The organism is Rahnella sp. WP5 (assembly GCF_000745615.1).
GTDB lineage: Bacteria > Pseudomonadota > Gammaproteobacteria > Enterobacterales > Enterobacteriaceae > Rahnella > Rahnella aceris.
In genome coordinates this window covers 73,788-89,687 of the sequence record NZ_JQJR01000014.1, presented here as the reverse complement: position 1 = coordinate 89,687, position 15,900 = coordinate 73,788, and the positions used below count along the sequence as shown (strand labels likewise).

The following is a 15,900-nucleotide window of genomic DNA, read 5'->3' as shown; positions in this document are numbered from 1 at the left end:
TATTGCTTTTAACGAAGGGTCGGACAAACTGAGGAGAGATGAGCTTCACCTGATGCCCGAACTGGCTGATGTGCCGGGCCATAAAATGGGCGCCCGCACAGGACTCCATAACAACGGTAGAAGCGGCACAAGTAGAGAGAAAGGCGGTTAACGGGTTGCGGGAAAACTTCTTACGTAGCAATGCATTACCGTTTTTATCCTGAGCGTGGACATGGAACGAATGCTTGCCGAGGTCAATACCGATGAGCGTAACGTTTTGCATGATGATCCCCTTCAGAAAGAAAAACACCCTGTCAGCGTACCGCTCACAGGGTGGGGGTGACCATCTTATTAAACCGAAGCCACTGGCTTCGGTTTTTTGTTTGCAGCAATCTGAAATTAACGGTGAGCCAGCTCAGCCGTTTCTTCAGCATCCATCACCGCTTTATCCGTCTGTTTCAGCAACTGGCTGGTGATAGTGCCTGCCGTCATTGAACCGCTGACATTCAGCGCGGTACGGCCCATATCAATCAGCGGCTCAACAGAAATCAGCAAGGCAACCAGCGTAACCGGCAGGCCCATGGCTGGCAACACGATCAGGGCTGCAAATGTCGCACCACCACCCACACCGGCAACACCGGCAGAGCTCAGGGTAACAATACCCACTAATGTTGCAATCCATACCGGATCAAACGGGTCGATGCCGACGGTTGGCGCAACCATGACGGCCAACATGGTTGGATACAGACCTGCACAACCGTTCTGACCAATCGTTGCCCCGAACGATGCCGCAAAGCTGGCGATAGATTCAGGAATACCCAGACGGCGTGTCTGCGCTTCAACGCTCAGCGGGATGGTCGCGGCACTTGAACGGCTGGTGAAGGCAAAAGTCAGCACCGGCCAGACCTTACGGAAGAATTTCGCCGGATTAACACCGGTGAACGACAGCAGTATCGCGTGAACAACAAACATAATGCCAAGACCCAGGTAAGACGCGACCACAAAGCTGCCGAGTTTAATGATGTCCTGAATGTTCGAGCCGGCGACCACTTTGGTCATCAGAGCCAGTACCCCGTACGGGGTCAGTTTCATGACCAGACGCACCAACTTCATCACCCATGCCTGCAGGGTATCGATAAAGGCCAGAATGCGCGGACCTTTTTCTGCATCATCTTTCACCAGTTGCAGGGCGGCTACACCAACGAAGGCGGCGAAGATCACGACGCTGATGATTGATGTCGGACTTGCGCCTGTCAGATCAGCAAACGGGTTCTTAGGTATAAAGGAAAGGATCAACTGAGGCACGCTCAGGTCAGCCACTTTGCCGACATAGTTAGACTGAATTGCCGTCAGTCGCGCCGTTTCCTGCGTACCCTGTACCAGGCCGTCAGCGGTGAGGCCGAACAGGCCCGTCACGAAGATACCCACCAGAGAAGCGATCAGTGTGGTGAACAGCAGGGTACCGATGGTCAGGAAGCTGATTTTCCCCAGCGATGACGCGTTATGCAGTTTCGCTACCGCGCTCAGAATAGAGACGAAAACCAGCGGCATGACGATCATTTGCAGCAACTGGACGTAGCCGTTACCGACAATATTGAACCAGGTAATTGAGGTTTTCAGTACCGGATCATCGGAACCGTAGATCAGCTGTAAAGCCAGGCCAAATACGACACCCATAGCCAGACCCAGTAAAACTTTTTTTGCCAGGCTCCATTGCTTGTGGCGGGTTTGTGCCAGCAGCAAAAGCAGGGCAACGAAAACCACTACGTTAAGAACGAGCGGAAGATTCATACCAGACTCCAAACTTATAATTTTGATAAATGAAACGGGTGTTTCCGGAAAAGGACTGCACCATCCCAAAGCATTGGGGGGCAGAATATCAGTTTGAGGGTCTGAGTATTTATATCCAAAAGGAATTCATTATAACTTTTTGTTGGTGTTTGTATTAATTTTCATCATATCGGCAATATTTCATGCTATTCAGATGAATAATTTCAGGATGTGATTAAAAAAGTCAGGATTTATTGCACCAATGATGGGCGTCCAGTCTGGCCAGAAAAGCGTCAGGCCGACCAGCATAAGGCAGAGCGTGCGCTCGAGTTGATTACCTTTCTGGCTGTTAATCAGCGGTAGCCGGAAACGCCATCGACAAGGCCAGAGCAGCGGCACTCCTGCAGGCGTCAGCATATCTGCCAGGATATGGCTCAGGTAACCGATAATCATGGCGTGGAAAGCATCAGCGGGGATCACCCAGTCGTGAGGGAAATGAGTGCGTAGCAGGAAAATCCCTCCAGCCACCGCCAGCAAACTGTGAGTGAATCCACGATGACCAAAAGCCCGGGCGATGGGGGCTGACAACCATTTAAGACGCTGACCCAGCACCGATTTGGGGTGATCAATATCGGGCAGCAGACAGGTAAGCAAAGACCCTGGAATGATGTGCCACCAGTCACCATGCGCCAGTTCGGGAGAAAGCTGGGCCTTCTTAGCAAATACTGCACAGGCAATTGAGAAAATGAGATGGCCTTCCGCCGTCATGACGCGTCCGAACTGGATAACTGTTATTTTATCCAGTATAAGTGAAACTGTCACAATCTTGGAAGAGATGCCCTGTAACTAATTGTCAACAGACTGATAAAAAACAAAAAAGCGTATAAGAATACGCCTTTCTGGTGTCACTTATGCTGCCCTTAACGCGCGAGCCAACCACCATCGACGGCAATGGTGTAACCATTAACGTAATCAGAGGCTTTCGATGCCAGAAAGACTACCGGCCCCATGACATCTTCCGGCAGACCCCAGCGTCCGGCGGGGATTCTGTCGAGGATTTCTTTGCTGCGTTCTTCATCGGCGCGCAACTGTTCCGTATTGTTAGTCGCCATATACCCCGGCGCAATCGCATTCACATTGACGTTATGCTTCGCCCATTCATTGGCCATCAGTCGTGTCAGACCCATTACTGCGCTTTTTGACGCGGTATAGGAAGGCACCCTGATCCCCCCCTGATACGAGAGCATAGAGGCAATATTTATAATTTTGCCACCGTTACCCTGTTTGATGAACTGCTTCGCCACGGCCTGAGACATAAAGAACAGCGTTTTGCTGTTCACATTCATCACATCATCCCAGTTTTTCTCGCTGAATTCGATGGCATCTTCACGGCGGATAATACCGGCGTTATTGATCAGAATATCGATATGACCAAATTCCCCGACTGCTTTCTCGATCAGCTCAGGAATGCCTGTGATGGTGCTCAGATCAGCCCTCAGATCGAGAAAACGGCGGCCTAACATGGTGACTTTTTTTTCAGTTTCTTCAGGGGCGGAAACGTTAATGCCCACAATATCGCATCCCGCCTGCGCGAGACCCAGCGCCATGCCTTGTCCCAGCCCGGTATTGCAACCGGTGACGATTGCGACTTTGCCGCTTAATTCAAATGAACGGAGGATCATATTCAGAGTCTCTTTTGCAACGGCGCGTTCGCCATAAAAAATGAGTTGCTCTGCCGGTGAAGGCAGAGCAAGGGGGAGTTAGCGCAGTTCGCTGACTTTGACGTGATCCATGTCATCGAATACCTGGTTCTCACCGACCATACCCCAGATGAAGGTATAGTTTTTGGTACCCACCCCGGCGTGAATTGACCAACTAGGAGAGATGACTGCCTGCTCGTTGTGCACTAATAAATGACGGGTTTCCTGTGGTTGCCCCATCATGTGGAACACGGCAGTTTCCGCTTCCATATTGAAGTAGAAATACACTTCCATACGACGTTCATGTGTGTGGCAAGGCATGGTATTCCACAGGCTCCCCTCTTCCAGTTTGGTCAGCCCCATGGTCAGCTGACAGGTTTCCAGAACGTCGGGCACGATGAATTTATTGATGGTGCGGCGGTTGCTGGTAGCTGCATCGCCGATGGTCTGCGGAGAGGCTTCCGCCAGCGTGATTTTTTTGTTCGGGAAAGTCGTGTGTGCCGGCGCACTGTTGTAGTAGAACTTGGCCGGTCTGGAGGCATCAACGCTGCTGAATTCGACCCGCTTTGCCCCTTTGCCGACATACAACGCTTCTTCATGACCGATTTCATAGGTTGTACCGTCAACCACGATCAGACCCGGGCCGCCGATGTTAATCACGCCGAGTTCGCGACGTTCAAGAAAATAGCTCACGCCAAGCTGTTTACCGACTTCATCACCCACGGATACCGTTTTTTCAGCGGGCATGACGCCGCCGACAATGATGCGGTCGATGTGGCTGTAAGTCATGGTATAGGCATTTTTCTCAAAGATTTTCTCAATGAGGAATTCACGGCGTAATTCAGCGGTATCAAGCGTTTTTGCGTGGTCGCTGTGGATACTTTGACGAACTTGCATGTCGGTGCCTCTCATGAATGACGATATCAAGGAGGACTTACCGGGCTAGTCTGACCGTTGCGTGGCAGTGACAGCGTACAGAAGCAGGAGAGCTCCCGGCTCGTCCTTGTTGCAGGAATCATAGGTTCATTGACATGCGAATTCAATAAAAATGAAATAACGTTTTATTTATTTTATGAGTCAGTTCAAGATTTACGAAATTAAACGAAGCTTCAAAAATTGTGGCAGGAGAAATGCGTGGAGAAGGTATATGGAAAGCAGAGAATGCAAAGAAGGTGCGCAGCGGCATGAGCGGCTGCGCATAAATTTTAGCTGATGTGTGCCACACGCAATTCTTCGAGGGAAGAAAGTTTGACATCGGCAAGCGCCCAGCGTGGATCCACACTGTATTCATGGTCCGGCACCACCACCGAGCGCATACGCGCGGCTTTGGTGGCGATCATGCCATTAAAGGAATCTTCCAGCGTCACACAGTTGAGCGGATCAACCTGTAATTCTCCGGCAGCCAGCAGATAGACCTCAGGATGCGGTTTGCTGTAAGGCAGCTTTTCCGCTGAAACACGAACCTTAAAGAAGGAGTGTAAATTAAACATTTCCAGCACGGTATCGAGCATAAACAGCGGTGATGCCGACGCGAGACCGATCTTCAGCCCCTGATCACGGCAAAGCTCAAGGGCATGATTCACGCCAGGCAGTAACGGCCGGGTTTGTTCTACCAGTTCAATCGTGCGGGCAATAATCATTGAGGACACTTCTTCCTGACCCGGACCCTGCCACGGAAGCGCCTGATACCACATTCTGACCACCTGATCGATACGCAAACCTAGCGTATCCGGCAGCAAATGGCGCTGGGAAATATCAACGCCCAGGCGACTGAAAACGTCCAGCTCAGCCTGAGTCCATAACCGTTCAGAATCAATTAACAGACCATCCATATCGAAAATTGCTGCATTAACAGGGCGGACATAAGCCATGAAAGCGGACTCCCTCACAATAAATAGAAACCCACTTTAACATCGGTGGGAATGCAGGTGAAATCTGATGTGAAAATGGACAGGATGGACGTTCCCGGTACAGCGTTACGCTAACTGATTAAAACATTGGGCGGAGCAGGCTTTCTGTGGGTAAACTTAGCCGTTGCTTTAGGTATCCTAACAAGGGGAATTCATGACGTACCAACAAGCCGGACGTGTGGCAGTAATTAAACGAATTGCGGGATGGATCATTTTTATCCCTGCGCTGCTTTCTACGCTGATTTCTTTGCTGAATTTCATCAACGAGCACACTAAGACGGAGCAGGGCATCAACGCGGTCATGCTGGATTTCATCCACGTGATGGTGGATATGGTGAAGTTCAATACCTCGTTTCTCAATGTCTTTTGGTACAACTCACCGGTGCCAGCTTTAGGGCAGGGTTTCACCAGCGCGAACATCATGTTCTTCATTATCTACTGGCTGATTTTTGTGGGGCTGGCACTTCAGGCTTCCGGCGCGAGAATGTCCCGTCAGGTAAAACACATTCGCGAAGGGATCCAGGATCAGCTTATTCTGGAACAGGCGAAAGGTGCTGAAGGCCGGACACGTCCGCAAATTGAAGAGCGTATCGTGATACCGCGACACACGATTTTGGTGCAGTATTTTCCGTTGTATATTTTGCCAATTATCATCGCTGTCATCGGCTACTTCATTTTGAAATTATTAGGATTAATGGCCTGATAATTTGACGACATATTTATAACGGATTTCTGTGAGCATGAAAAATAAGGCCTGAATATTAACGTTTTCAGGTCTTATTTGTTCAGAGCTGAAATATTTATCCCGCTAACTGATATCTTCGTGTAACAGCCTTTCTATGGCGCGTTGCGCCACCACAAGATGCTGACCACCGAATAAATTACTGCGGTTAAGCAGGTAATATAACTGGTAGATCGGTTGCCTCGAAATGAAGTCGTCAGGGAGTGGCGTTATACTCTGATAACCGTCATATAATTGCGGTGGAACATTCGGATATAAGGGCAGCATCGCCAAATCGCATTCCCGATCCCCCCAGTAACAGGCCGGGTCAAAAATCACCGGACCATCATCAGATAAGCCACAGTTATGCGGCCATAAATCGCCGTGTAAAAGTGAAGGTTGCGGCTGATGATTCTGCAAGCGGGCATGAACCATGGCGGTGATATCTTCGATATTACCAAATATCATCCCTTTTTCAGCAGCCAGTTGCAGCTGCCAGCCAATGCGCTGCTCGGCAAAGAAGGTAGCCCAGCGCCGTTGCCAGCTGTTGGGTTGCGGAACTGTCGCCAGTTCATTATCGAAATCCAGACCGAATTGCAGTTGTTCACTCCACTGATGCAATGCGGCAAGTTGTTGGCCTAAAACATAGGCATTATGTGCATCCAGAGGTTTTTGCGGGATGTATTCGAGCAAGAGGAAACTGTAATCACGGTCGCTACCTACACCATAAACTTCCGGCACCCTGACGGTCTGGCTGCGCGCAAGTAAGGCCAACTGATCGGCTTCAGCGGCAAAGATAGGCAACATTTCGCGTGCATTGCATTTCACAAACACGTTTCTGTCGCCGTAGCTCAGCCGCCATGCCGGGTGGATTTCGCCTCCCGGAAGCTCAACACGTTCGCGGATTTCAGCATTGCCTAAGTGTTCACTCAACAAACGATTGACGGCTTGCCACATGGTATGACCCCTTCTGACTGGCCAGATAATTCATTAAGTTAGCGTTTTTTCAGCTTCGAAAACCCGATCCGGCGCACGGCTGAATCAGATGATGATGTCAATTTATGCAATTTCTCAGATGTCTAAATAGAACGTATCATCAGCGGACAGATTAATTTAGGAATATGTGACATGAAACGGGTTTTATAAACGGAATTGTCTTATCGACATCCCTCTAACCCCTTTGTTTAACAAAACAATAATAATAATAGACGAAAAATATATTCAGGTGTTGGAAGAAGATGTATATGCTACATCTCGTCCCAGTCGCGAGAGAGATAACGTGAAACCAAACATTCTTTATTTGATGGCCGCGCTATTGCTGGCGGGTTGCGCTAAAGAAACACCGGTTCAGACGACGCGTTTTTTGAATCCATCGCCGCCACCTCAGCGCGATACTTCATTAATGCATCCAGGGCCTTATGGTGATGTTATTCACCAGGCGGCAAATACCTATGGCGTCGACGAAACACTTGTTAAAGCAATCATTCAGGTCGAATCTGGATATAACCCAACCGTTGTCAGCAAATCGAATGCGATTGGGTTAATGCAGCTAAAGGCCTCAACGGCAGGACGCGATGCCTACCGGATGAAAGGACGTTACGGTCAGCCCACGCCGCGTGATTTAAAAGATCCGGCGGTGAACATTGACCTGGGTACGGCTTATTTAAGTATTTTACAACAGCAGCTTGCGGGTATTAATAACCCTGAAACTCGTCGTTACGCCACCACACTGGCATATGTGAACGGAGCAGGGGCGTTGTTGAGAACGTTCGACAAAGATAAGACGTATGCGATTGCGAAAATCAATCTGATGACGCCTGCTGAGTTTTCTGCCCATGTGCAGAAAAAACACCCGGCGCCACAAGCGCCACGCTATCTGTGGAAAGTGAACAATGCCTACCTCGCGATGCGGTAAGCATTGATGTTTCCGCCAGCGGCTCAGGCTGCTGGCGGGAAGGTTTTAATAATCTCAAGAACCCCGTTGATAACGAACTGAACGCCCATACACACCAGCAAGAATCCCATCAGACGTGAAATAGCCTCAATCCCGCTTTTCCCGACCAGACGCATAATCGCCCCCGAACTGCGCAGAGATATCCACAAAATCAAACCCACTAAAAAGAAAATCATCACCGGAGCAACGGTAATAATCCAGTGCGGGAAATCAGATGATTTCACCGTTGAAGCACTGCTGATGATCATGGCAATGGTGCCCGGCCCGGCGGTACTTGGCATCGCCAGAGGAACAAAAGCGATATTTGGCGAATCCTGTTTTTTCATTTCCGCCGTTTTGTTCTCAATAAGGATCCTTTCTTCCACGTGTGGCTGTGGGAAAAGCATTCTGAAACCGATAAAGGTGACGATAAGTCCCCCCGCAATACGCAGGCCGGGAATGGAAATCCCGAACGTATTCATCACCAACTGTCCCGCGTAATACGCCACCATCATGATGATAAAGACATAGACCGAGGCCATCAGCGACTGCTGGTTTCTTTCCTGTGTGGTCATATTCCCGGAAAGACCGAGCATCAAAGCCACGGTCGTCAGTGGATTTGCCAGCGGAAGCAGTACCATCAGGCCCAATCCCAGTACTTCAAATAACTGCCTGACTTCTGTCATATCCTTCCCTTTTTTAAATGCTGCTCTGGTTACCTTAACGTGTCAGGGGGGGATTACACGAAAAATATCCGCGTTTAGCAACACAGGTTGCTGGAAATTCGCACTTTACGAATGCTAAACTTATGGACTGTTTTCGCGTCGCATCCCGATACAATTACGTGATGTATTCAGGGTGCCTATATTTGGCAAGGTAAAGCTAAATAGCGTGAATAACTACGTGAATTTAAACTCAAATATTTTTCTAGATGTGCTCTGTCGTGTGGGGCACCACTGTAGATTAAGGAATTAGCATGCCTGTCATTACTCTTCCTGATGGAAGCCAGCGCGTTTTTGATCGCCCCGTTTCTCCCCTTGATGTTGCCCTTGATATCGGCCCTGGCCTGGCGAAAGCCTGTATCGCTGGTCGTGTTAACGGCGAACTGGTTGATGCAACCGACCTGATTGAGGTTGACGCGCAACTGGCGATCATCACCGCTAAAGACGAAGCCGGTCTTGAAATTTTGCGCCACTCCTGTGCGCACCTTTTGGGTCATGCCATTAAACAACTGTGGCCAGACACCAAAATGGCAATCGGCCCGGTTATCGATAATGGCTTCTATTACGACGTCGATTTAGATCGTACGCTGACTCAGGAAGATATCGAACTGCTTGAAAAGCGCATGCACGAACTGGCTGAAAAGAATTACGACGTCATTAAAAAGAAAGTCAGCTGGCAGGAAGCGCGCGATACCTTTGCAAGCCGTGGCGAAGAATACAAAGTGGCGATTCTGGATGAAAACATCAGTCATGATGACCATCCGGGTCTGTATCACCACGAAGAATACGTGGATATGTGCCGTGGTCCGCACGTACCGAACATGCGTTTCTGCCATCATTTCAAACTGCAGAAAACCTCCGGTGCTTACTGGCGTGGCAACAGCGATAACAAAATGTTGCAACGTATCTACGGCACTGCGTGGGCGGATAAAAAGCAGCTGAATGCTTACATTCAGCGTCTGGAAGAAGCCGGTAAACGTGACCACCGTAAAATTGGTAAGCAACTTGACCTGTACCATATGCAGGAAGAAGCACCAGGTATGGTGTTCTGGCACAACGACGGCTGGACCATTTTCCGTGAGCTGGAAGCCTTTGTACGCATGAAACTGAAGTCTTATGACTATCAGGAAGTAAAAGGTCCGTTCATGATGGACCGCGTGCTGTGGGAAAAAACCGGTCACTGGGAAAACTACAAAGAAGCGATGTTCACGACCTCTTCTGAAAACCGTGAATATTGCATCAAGCCAATGAACTGTCCGGGACACGTTCAGATCTTCAATCAGGGTCTGAAATCTTACCGTGATCTGCCATTGCGTATGGCTGAGTTTGGCAGTTGCCACCGTAATGAGCCATCTGGTGCATTACATGGCCTGATGCGTGTTCGTGGCTTCACTCAGGACGATGCTCACATCTTCTGTACAGAAGAGCAGGTGCGTGATGAAGTGAACAGCTGTATCCGCATGGTGTATGACATGTACAGCACGTTTGGCTTCGAAAAAATCGTGGTGAAACTGTCCACCCGTCCTGAGAAGCGCATTGGTACTGACGAAATGTGGACTCGTGCTGAGGATGACCTGGCGGCTGCGCTGACGGAAAACGACATTCCGTTCGAATATCAGCCGGGTGAAGGGGCGTTCTACGGTCCAAAAATTGAATTTACCTTGCATGATTGTTTGGATCGTGCGTGGCAGTGTGGTACCGTGCAGCTCGACTTTTCATTACCTGGTCGTTTGAACGCCTCTTATATTGGCGAAAGTAACGACCGTCAGGTTCCGGTAATGATTCACCGTGCTATCCTAGGTTCAATGGAACGCTTCATTGGTATTCTGACTGAAGAATACGCGGGCTTCTTCCCAACCTGGATGGCTCCGGTTCAGGTAGTGATTATGAATATCACTGATTCACAAGCTACCTATGTCGAAGAATTAACTAAAAAACTGCAAGATGCAGGCATTCGCGTTAAAGCCGACTTGAGAAATGAGAAGATTGGCTTTAAAATCCGCGAACACACGCTACGCCGTGTTCCTTATATGTTAGTTTGTGGCGATAAAGAGGTCGAAGCAGGCAAAGTTGCTGTTCGTACCCGCCGCGGCAAAGACTTAGGAAGCATGGATGTTAGCGAAGTCGTTGACAAACTGCTGGCGGAAATCCGCAGCAGAAGTCTTCATCAACTGGAGGAATAAAGTATTAAAGGCGGAAAACGAGTTCAACCGGCGCGTCCTAATCGCATTAACAAAGAGATTCGCGCGCAAGAAGTTCGCCTCACCGGCGTCGATGGCGAGCAGATTGGTATTGTCAGTCTGAATGAAGCTCTTGAAAAAGCTGAGGAAGCGGGCGTCGATTTAGTAGAAATCAGTCCGAATGCCGAGCCGCCAGTTTGTCGAATCATGGATTACGGCAAATTCCTCTACGAGAAGAGCAAGTCGACCAAAGAGCAGAAAAAGAAACAAAAAGTTATTCAGGTTAAGGAAATCAAATTCCGACCTGGTACCGATGATGGCGACTATCAGGTCAAACTACGCAACCTGATTCGCTTTCTGGAAGATGGCGATAAAGCCAAAATCACCCTGCGTTTCCGTGGGCGTGAAATGGCGCACCAACAGATCGGTATGGAAGTGCTTAACCGCGTCCGTAAAGACCTGTGTGAAGATTCTGAACTGGCCGTTGTCGAATCCTTCCCTACGAAGATCGAAGGTCGTCAGATGATCATGGTGCTCGCACCTAAGAAGAAACAGTAAGGCTTCCAAGTAATCCTGCTACGCGGTGTTCGCACCGCGTATTCTGGATTCGCCTTTCTGATTCATGTTAATAACAATGCGAAGTGGAATTTAAAATGCCAAAGATCAAAACAGTACGCGGCGCCGCTAAACGCTTCAAAAAAACCGCCAATGGTGGTTTTAAGCGTAAGCACGCAAACCTGCGTCATATTCTGACCAAAAAAGCTACTAAGCGTAAACGTCACTTGCGTCCAAAAGGCCTGGTATCCAAGAACGATTTGGGTCTGGTCTCTGCATGTCTGCCGTACGCATAAATACACTTTTTTTCATCTAGAATATAAAACTCAGGAGAGCATATGGCTCGCGTAAAACGTGGTGTGATTGCACGTGCACGTCACAAGAAAATCTTAAAACAGGCGAAAGGCTACTACGGTGCCCGTTCTCGCGTATATCGTGTTGCATTCCAGGCTGTTATCAAAGCTGGTCAATACGCTTACCGTGACCGTCGTCAAAAGAAACGTCAGTTCCGTCAGCTGTGGATCGCGCGTATCAACGCAGCAGCTCGTCAGAACGACATGTCTTACAGCAAATTCATTAACGGCTTGAAAAAAGCTTCTATTGAAATTGACCGTAAGATCTTGGCTGACATCGCAGTATTCGACAAAGTGGCATTCTCTGCACTGGTCGAAAAAGCGAAAGCAGCTCTGGCGTAAGTCAGGTGAAAGAGGGAGCTTGCTCCCTCTTTTATATTTTGTGTTTAAAAACATTCTGTTTCGTTGTTTAATACCCACAGTTTCGTTTCAATTACGGCATAAGATTTACAACCGACAAGGTAACGCAAGCATGAATGCTGCTATTTTCCGTTTCTTTTTTTACTTTAGCGCCTGACTTTGGAAGGCTTTCGCGCGTAAGAGAAGAAACGAAAAGTAGCGCCTAAGCCTCCCTCGTGGAGGCTTTTTTGTATCTGTGCTTTATACGCTAAGGTTCAGGGTCAAAATCGCGCCCCTGATTAATCACGGTTATTTTACATCGGGCCATATTGGCCAGAAGAAGAGGAAAGCAATGCCACATCTCGCAGAGCTGGTTGCCAATGCCAAGGCAGCCGTAGAGAGTGCTCAGGATATCGCCGCGCTGGATAATGTGCGTGTCGAATATCTGGGTAAGAAAGGCCACCTGACACTCCAGATGACAACCCTCCGTGAATTACCTGCGGAAGAACGCCCGGCTGCGGGCGCGGTCATCAATGAAGCGAAAGCGCAGGTTCAGGAAGCCCTGAACGCGCGTAAAAATATGCTGGAGTCCGCTGAACTGAATGCCCGCCTGGCAGAGGAAACAATTGACGTTTCCCTGCCTGGCCGTCGCATCGAAAACGGTGGTCTGCACCCGGTGACCCGTACTATCGACCGCATTGAAACCTTCTTTGGTGAATTAGGCTTTACCGTGGAAACCGGCCCTGAAATCGAAGATGACTATCACAACTTTGATGCCCTGAACATTCCGGGTCATCACCCGGCACGTGCCGATCACGATACTTTCTGGTTTGATGCCAAACGCCTGCTGCGCACGCAAACTTCCGGTGTTCAGATCCGCACCATGAAAGACCAGCAGCCGCCAATTCGTATTATCGCGCCGGGCCGCGTCTATCGTAACGATTACGATCAGACTCACACCCCGATGTTCCATCAGATGGAAGGCCTGATCGTTGATAAAGACATCAGCTTCTCTAACCTGAAAGGCACATTGCACGATTTCCTGAACAACTTCTTTGAAGCTGATTTGCAGATACGTTTCCGTCCTTCCTATTTCCCGTTCACAGAACCTTCCGCAGAAGTGGATGTGATGGGCAAAAATGGTAAATGGCTGGAAGTGCTGGGTTGCGGCATGGTGCATCCGAATGTCCTGCGCAATGTGGGCATCGACCCTGAAGTGTATTCCGGTTTTGCCTTCGGAATGGGGATGGAACGTCTGACTATGTTGCGTTATGGCGTGACTGATCTGCGTGCATTCTTCGAAAACGATCTGCGTTTCCTCAAACAGTTTAAGTAAGGCGGGAATATCACATGAAATTCAGTGAACTCTGGTTGCGTGAGTGGGTAAACCCAGCCATTAGCAGCGAAGCATTATCAGACCAAATTACTATGGCCGGCCTGGAAGTTGATGGCGTTGAGCCGGTTGCAGGCGCATTTAATGGCGTGGTTGTCGGTGAAGTTGTCGAATGCGGTCAGCATCCAAACGCAGACAAACTGCGTGTGACTAAAGTCAATGTGGGCGGCGATCGTCTGCTGGACATCGTTTGTGGCGCGCCAAACTGTCGTCAGGGCCTTAAAGTTGCAGTTGCAACGGTGGGCGCCGTATTGCCGGGTGATTTCAAAATCAAAGCTGCCAAATTGCGTGGCGAGCCTTCAGAAGGCATGCTTTGTTCATTCTCTGAGCTGGGTATTTCAGAGGATCACGACGGTATTATTGAACTGCCGCTTGATGCGCCAGTCGGTACAGATATCCGTGAATTCCTGAAACTCGATGACACCACGATTGAAATCAGCGTAACGCCAAACCGTGCTGATTGCCTGGGTATGCTCGGCGTGGCGCGTGATGTTGCTGTCATCAACCAGTTGCCACTGGTTGAGCCGGAAATGAACCCGGTGAAAGCAACGATTGATGCCACCATTCCCATTGATGTGCAGGCGCCACAAGCGTGTCCGCGCTATCTGGGCCGTGTCGTTAAAGGCATCAATGTTAAAGCACCTACACCATTGTGGATGCGTGAAAAACTGCGTCGCTGTGGCACCCGTTCTATCGACGCCGTGGTCGATATCACGAACTACGTGTTACTCGAACTCGGCCAGCCAATGCATGCGTTTGATCTGAATCGCATCAGTGGTGGCATCGTCGTGCGCATGGCGCAGAAAGACGAAGCATTAACGTTGCTCGATGGCACAGAGGCGAAACTGGCGGAAGATACGCTGGTCATCGCAGACCATGAGAAAGCCCTGGCAATGGCCGGTATCTTTGGTGGCGAACATTCCGGTGTGAACGACGAGACGCAGGACGTCCTGCTGGAATCTGCGTTCTTTGCACCGCTCTCAATTACTGGCCGTGCACGCCGTCAGGGGCTGCACACGGATGCTTCTCATCGCTATGAACGTGGTGTGGATCCTGAGCTGCAGTTCAAAGCTATCGAACGGGCTACTGCGTTGTTGCTGAGCATTTGTGGTGGTGAAGCCGGTCCGGTTATTGAAGCGACCTCCGACGTTGATTTGCCGAAAGCGGCAACCATCACCTTGCGTCGTGAAAAACTGGATCGCCTGATCGGGCATCATGTTGAAGATGCTCAGGTGACTGACATCCTGACCCGTCTGGGGTGTAAGGTTCAGCATAATGGCGACCACTGGGTAGCTGTGGCGCCAAGCTGGCGTTTCGATATGCAAATCGAAGAAGACCTGGTGGAAGAAGTCGCGCGTGTCTACGGCTACAACAACATTCCTGATGTGCCGGTTAAAGCCAGTCTGGTGATGACCAAGCACCGTGAAGCGAACCTTTCACTGAAACGTGTGAAAAATCTGCTGGTTGATCGTGGTTTCCAGGAAGCGATCACTTACAGTTTTGTCGATCCAAAAGTGCAGGCTCTGCTGCATCCCGGCGAAGAAGCGCTGATTTTACCCGGCCCGATCTCGGTTGAAATGTCTGCAATGCGTCTTTCCCTGTGGTCTGGCCTGCTGACTGCTGTAGTAAATAACCAGAATCGTCAGCAAAGTCGCGTACGTTTATTTGAAAGCGGCCTGCGCTTTGTACCTGATACGCAAGCCGATTTGGGTATCCGTCAGGACGTCATGCTGTCTGGTGTGATCTCCGGCACTAAAAATGAAGAGCATTGGGATCTGGCGCGTCAGGCAGTTGACTACTACGATTTGAAAGGTGATCTTGAGGCTATTCTTGAGCTTACCGGCAAAATGAACGATGTACAGTTCAAGGTGGAAGCGAATCCTGCGTTGCATCCTGGGCAGAGCGCAGCAATTTATTTACGCGGCGAACGTATTGGTTTCATTGGTGTAGTACACCCTGAGCTGGAACGTAAACTCGATCTTAATGGTCGTACCGTGGTCTTCGAAATGTTGTGGAATAAGGTCGCAGACCGCGTACTGCCTGATGCGAAAGAGATTTCTCGCTTCCCGGCGAACCGTCGTGACATCGCTGTGGTAGTGGCCGAAAACGTGCCCGCAGACGATATTTTGGCAGAGTGCAAGAAAGTTGGCGCAAATCAGGTAGTTGGCGTAAACTTGTTTGATGTGTACCGTGGCAAGGGCGTAGCTGAAGGTTACAAGAGCCTGGCTATCAGTCTGGTGTTGCAGGATACCGGCCGTACACTGGAAGAAGAGGAGATCGCCGCTACCGTTGCAAAATGTGTAGAGGCTCTAAAACAGCGATTCCAAGCATCCTTGAGGGATTGA

Annotated in this window: 16 protein-coding genes, 1 pseudogene and 1 other annotated feature; of the genes and pseudogenes, 9 read left to right on the top strand and 8 right to left on the bottom strand. The window is 49.6% G+C overall.

Annotated features, from left to right (window positions below):
• The 6 genes and pseudogenes from EX31_RS14125 to hxpB form a co-directional block, all read right to left on the bottom strand.
• A pseudogene (locus EX31_RS14125) lies at positions 1-262 on the bottom strand (IS110 family transposase); the annotation flags it as partial.
• A 116-nt stretch (positions 263-378) separates the two neighbouring features.
• The gene (locus EX31_RS14120) at positions 379-1,770 is read right to left on the bottom strand and encodes an L-cystine transporter (protein ID WP_037035298.1); all 1,392 of its coding nucleotides are present in this window, start codon (positions 1,768-1,770) and stop codon (positions 379-381) included.
• A gap of 189 nt (positions 1,771-1,959) precedes the next feature.
• The gene (locus tag EX31_RS14115) at positions 1,960-2,517 is read right to left on the bottom strand and encodes a metal-dependent hydrolase (RefSeq protein WP_013576145.1); all 558 of its coding nucleotides are present in this window, start codon (positions 2,515-2,517) and stop codon (positions 1,960-1,962) included.
• A 152-nt stretch (positions 2,518-2,669) separates the two neighbouring features.
• Positions 2,670-3,431: a 2-dehydro-3-deoxy-D-gluconate 5-dehydrogenase KduD gene (gene kduD / locus EX31_RS14110; protein ID WP_013576144.1), complete on the bottom strand. Its 762-nt coding sequence runs from the start codon at positions 3,429-3,431 to the stop codon at positions 2,670-2,672.
• A 78-nt stretch (positions 3,432-3,509) separates the two neighbouring features.
• Positions 3,510-4,346, bottom strand: coding sequence for a 5-dehydro-4-deoxy-D-glucuronate isomerase (gene kduI / locus EX31_RS14105; RefSeq protein WP_013576143.1), 837 nt, complete (start codon positions 4,344-4,346; stop codon positions 3,510-3,512).
• Positions 4,347-4,654: 308 nt separating this feature from the next.
• Positions 4,655-5,320: a hexitol phosphatase HxpB gene (gene hxpB / locus EX31_RS14100; RefSeq protein WP_013576142.1), complete on the bottom strand. Its 666-nt coding sequence runs from the start codon at positions 5,318-5,320 to the stop codon at positions 4,655-4,657.
• A gap of 193 nt (positions 5,321-5,513) precedes the next feature.
• Between hxpB and EX31_RS14095 the strand changes: the two genes are divergently transcribed.
• Positions 5,514-6,062, top strand: a complete 549-nt coding sequence (locus tag EX31_RS14095) for a YniB family protein (protein WP_013576141.1) — start codon at positions 5,514-5,516, stop codon at positions 6,060-6,062.
• A 105-nt stretch (positions 6,063-6,167) separates the two neighbouring features.
• Here EX31_RS14095 and EX31_RS14090 read toward each other — a convergent pair whose 3' ends face one another.
• A complete protein-coding gene (locus tag EX31_RS14090; RefSeq protein WP_037035297.1) occupies positions 6,168-7,037 on the bottom strand; it encodes a fructosamine kinase family protein in 870 nt (289 codons plus the stop codon).
• Positions 7,038-7,359: 322 nt separating this feature from the next.
• On the opposite strand from EX31_RS14090, the gene EX31_RS14085 reads away from it, so the two are divergent.
• Positions 7,360-7,995 (top strand): transglycosylase SLT domain-containing protein, encoded by a 636-nt coding sequence (locus EX31_RS14085; protein ID WP_013576139.1) that lies wholly within the window; start codon positions 7,360-7,362, stop codon positions 7,993-7,995.
• A 23-nt stretch (positions 7,996-8,018) separates the two neighbouring features.
• Here EX31_RS14085 and EX31_RS14080 read toward each other — a convergent pair whose 3' ends face one another.
• Positions 8,019-8,699, bottom strand: coding sequence for a MarC family NAAT transporter (locus EX31_RS14080; protein WP_013576138.1), 681 nt, complete (start codon positions 8,697-8,699; stop codon positions 8,019-8,021).
• 290 nt (positions 8,700-8,989) lie between these two features.
• Between EX31_RS14080 and thrS the strand changes: the two genes are divergently transcribed.
• The 7 genes from thrS to pheT all read left to right on the top strand — a co-directional run bounded on the left by thrS (position 8,990) and on the right by pheT (position 15,900).
• Positions 8,990-10,918 carry a threonine--tRNA ligase gene (gene thrS / locus EX31_RS14075; RefSeq protein WP_013576137.1) on the top strand — a complete coding sequence of 643 codons (1,929 nt, stop codon included), beginning with the start codon at positions 8,990-8,992 and terminating at the stop codon, positions 10,916-10,918.
• A 3-nt stretch (positions 10,919-10,921) separates the two neighbouring features.
• Entirely contained in the window at positions 10,922-11,473 is a 552-nt protein-coding gene (infC, locus tag EX31_RS25360) for a translation initiation factor IF-3 (protein ID WP_013576136.1), read from the top strand.
• 95 nt (positions 11,474-11,568) lie between these two features.
• Positions 11,569-11,766: a 50S ribosomal protein L35 gene (rpmI, locus tag EX31_RS14065; RefSeq protein WP_013576135.1), complete on the top strand. Its 198-nt coding sequence runs from the start codon at positions 11,569-11,571 to the stop codon at positions 11,764-11,766.
• A 42-nt stretch (positions 11,767-11,808) separates the two neighbouring features.
• Positions 11,809-12,165, top strand: coding sequence for a 50S ribosomal protein L20 (gene rplT, locus EX31_RS14060; RefSeq protein WP_013576134.1), 357 nt, complete (start codon positions 11,809-11,811; stop codon positions 12,163-12,165).
• Between the two features lie 125 nt (positions 12,166-12,290).
• Positions 12,291-12,415, top strand: a sequence feature (Phe leader region).
• The gene (pheM, locus tag EX31_RS26180) at positions 12,296-12,340 is read left to right on the top strand and encodes a pheST operon leader peptide PheM (RefSeq protein ID WP_106120997.1); all 45 of its coding nucleotides are present in this window, start codon (positions 12,296-12,298) and stop codon (positions 12,338-12,340) included. It overlaps the preceding feature by 45 nt.
• A 99-nt stretch (positions 12,416-12,514) precedes the next feature.
• Positions 12,515-13,498 carry a phenylalanine--tRNA ligase subunit alpha gene (gene pheS / locus EX31_RS14055; RefSeq protein WP_013576133.1) on the top strand — a complete coding sequence of 328 codons (984 nt, stop codon included), beginning with the start codon at positions 12,515-12,517 and terminating at the stop codon, positions 13,496-13,498.
• A 14-nt stretch (positions 13,499-13,512) separates the two neighbouring features.
• A complete protein-coding gene (pheT, locus tag EX31_RS14050; protein WP_037035295.1) occupies positions 13,513-15,900 on the top strand; it encodes a phenylalanine--tRNA ligase subunit beta in 2,388 nt (795 codons plus the stop codon).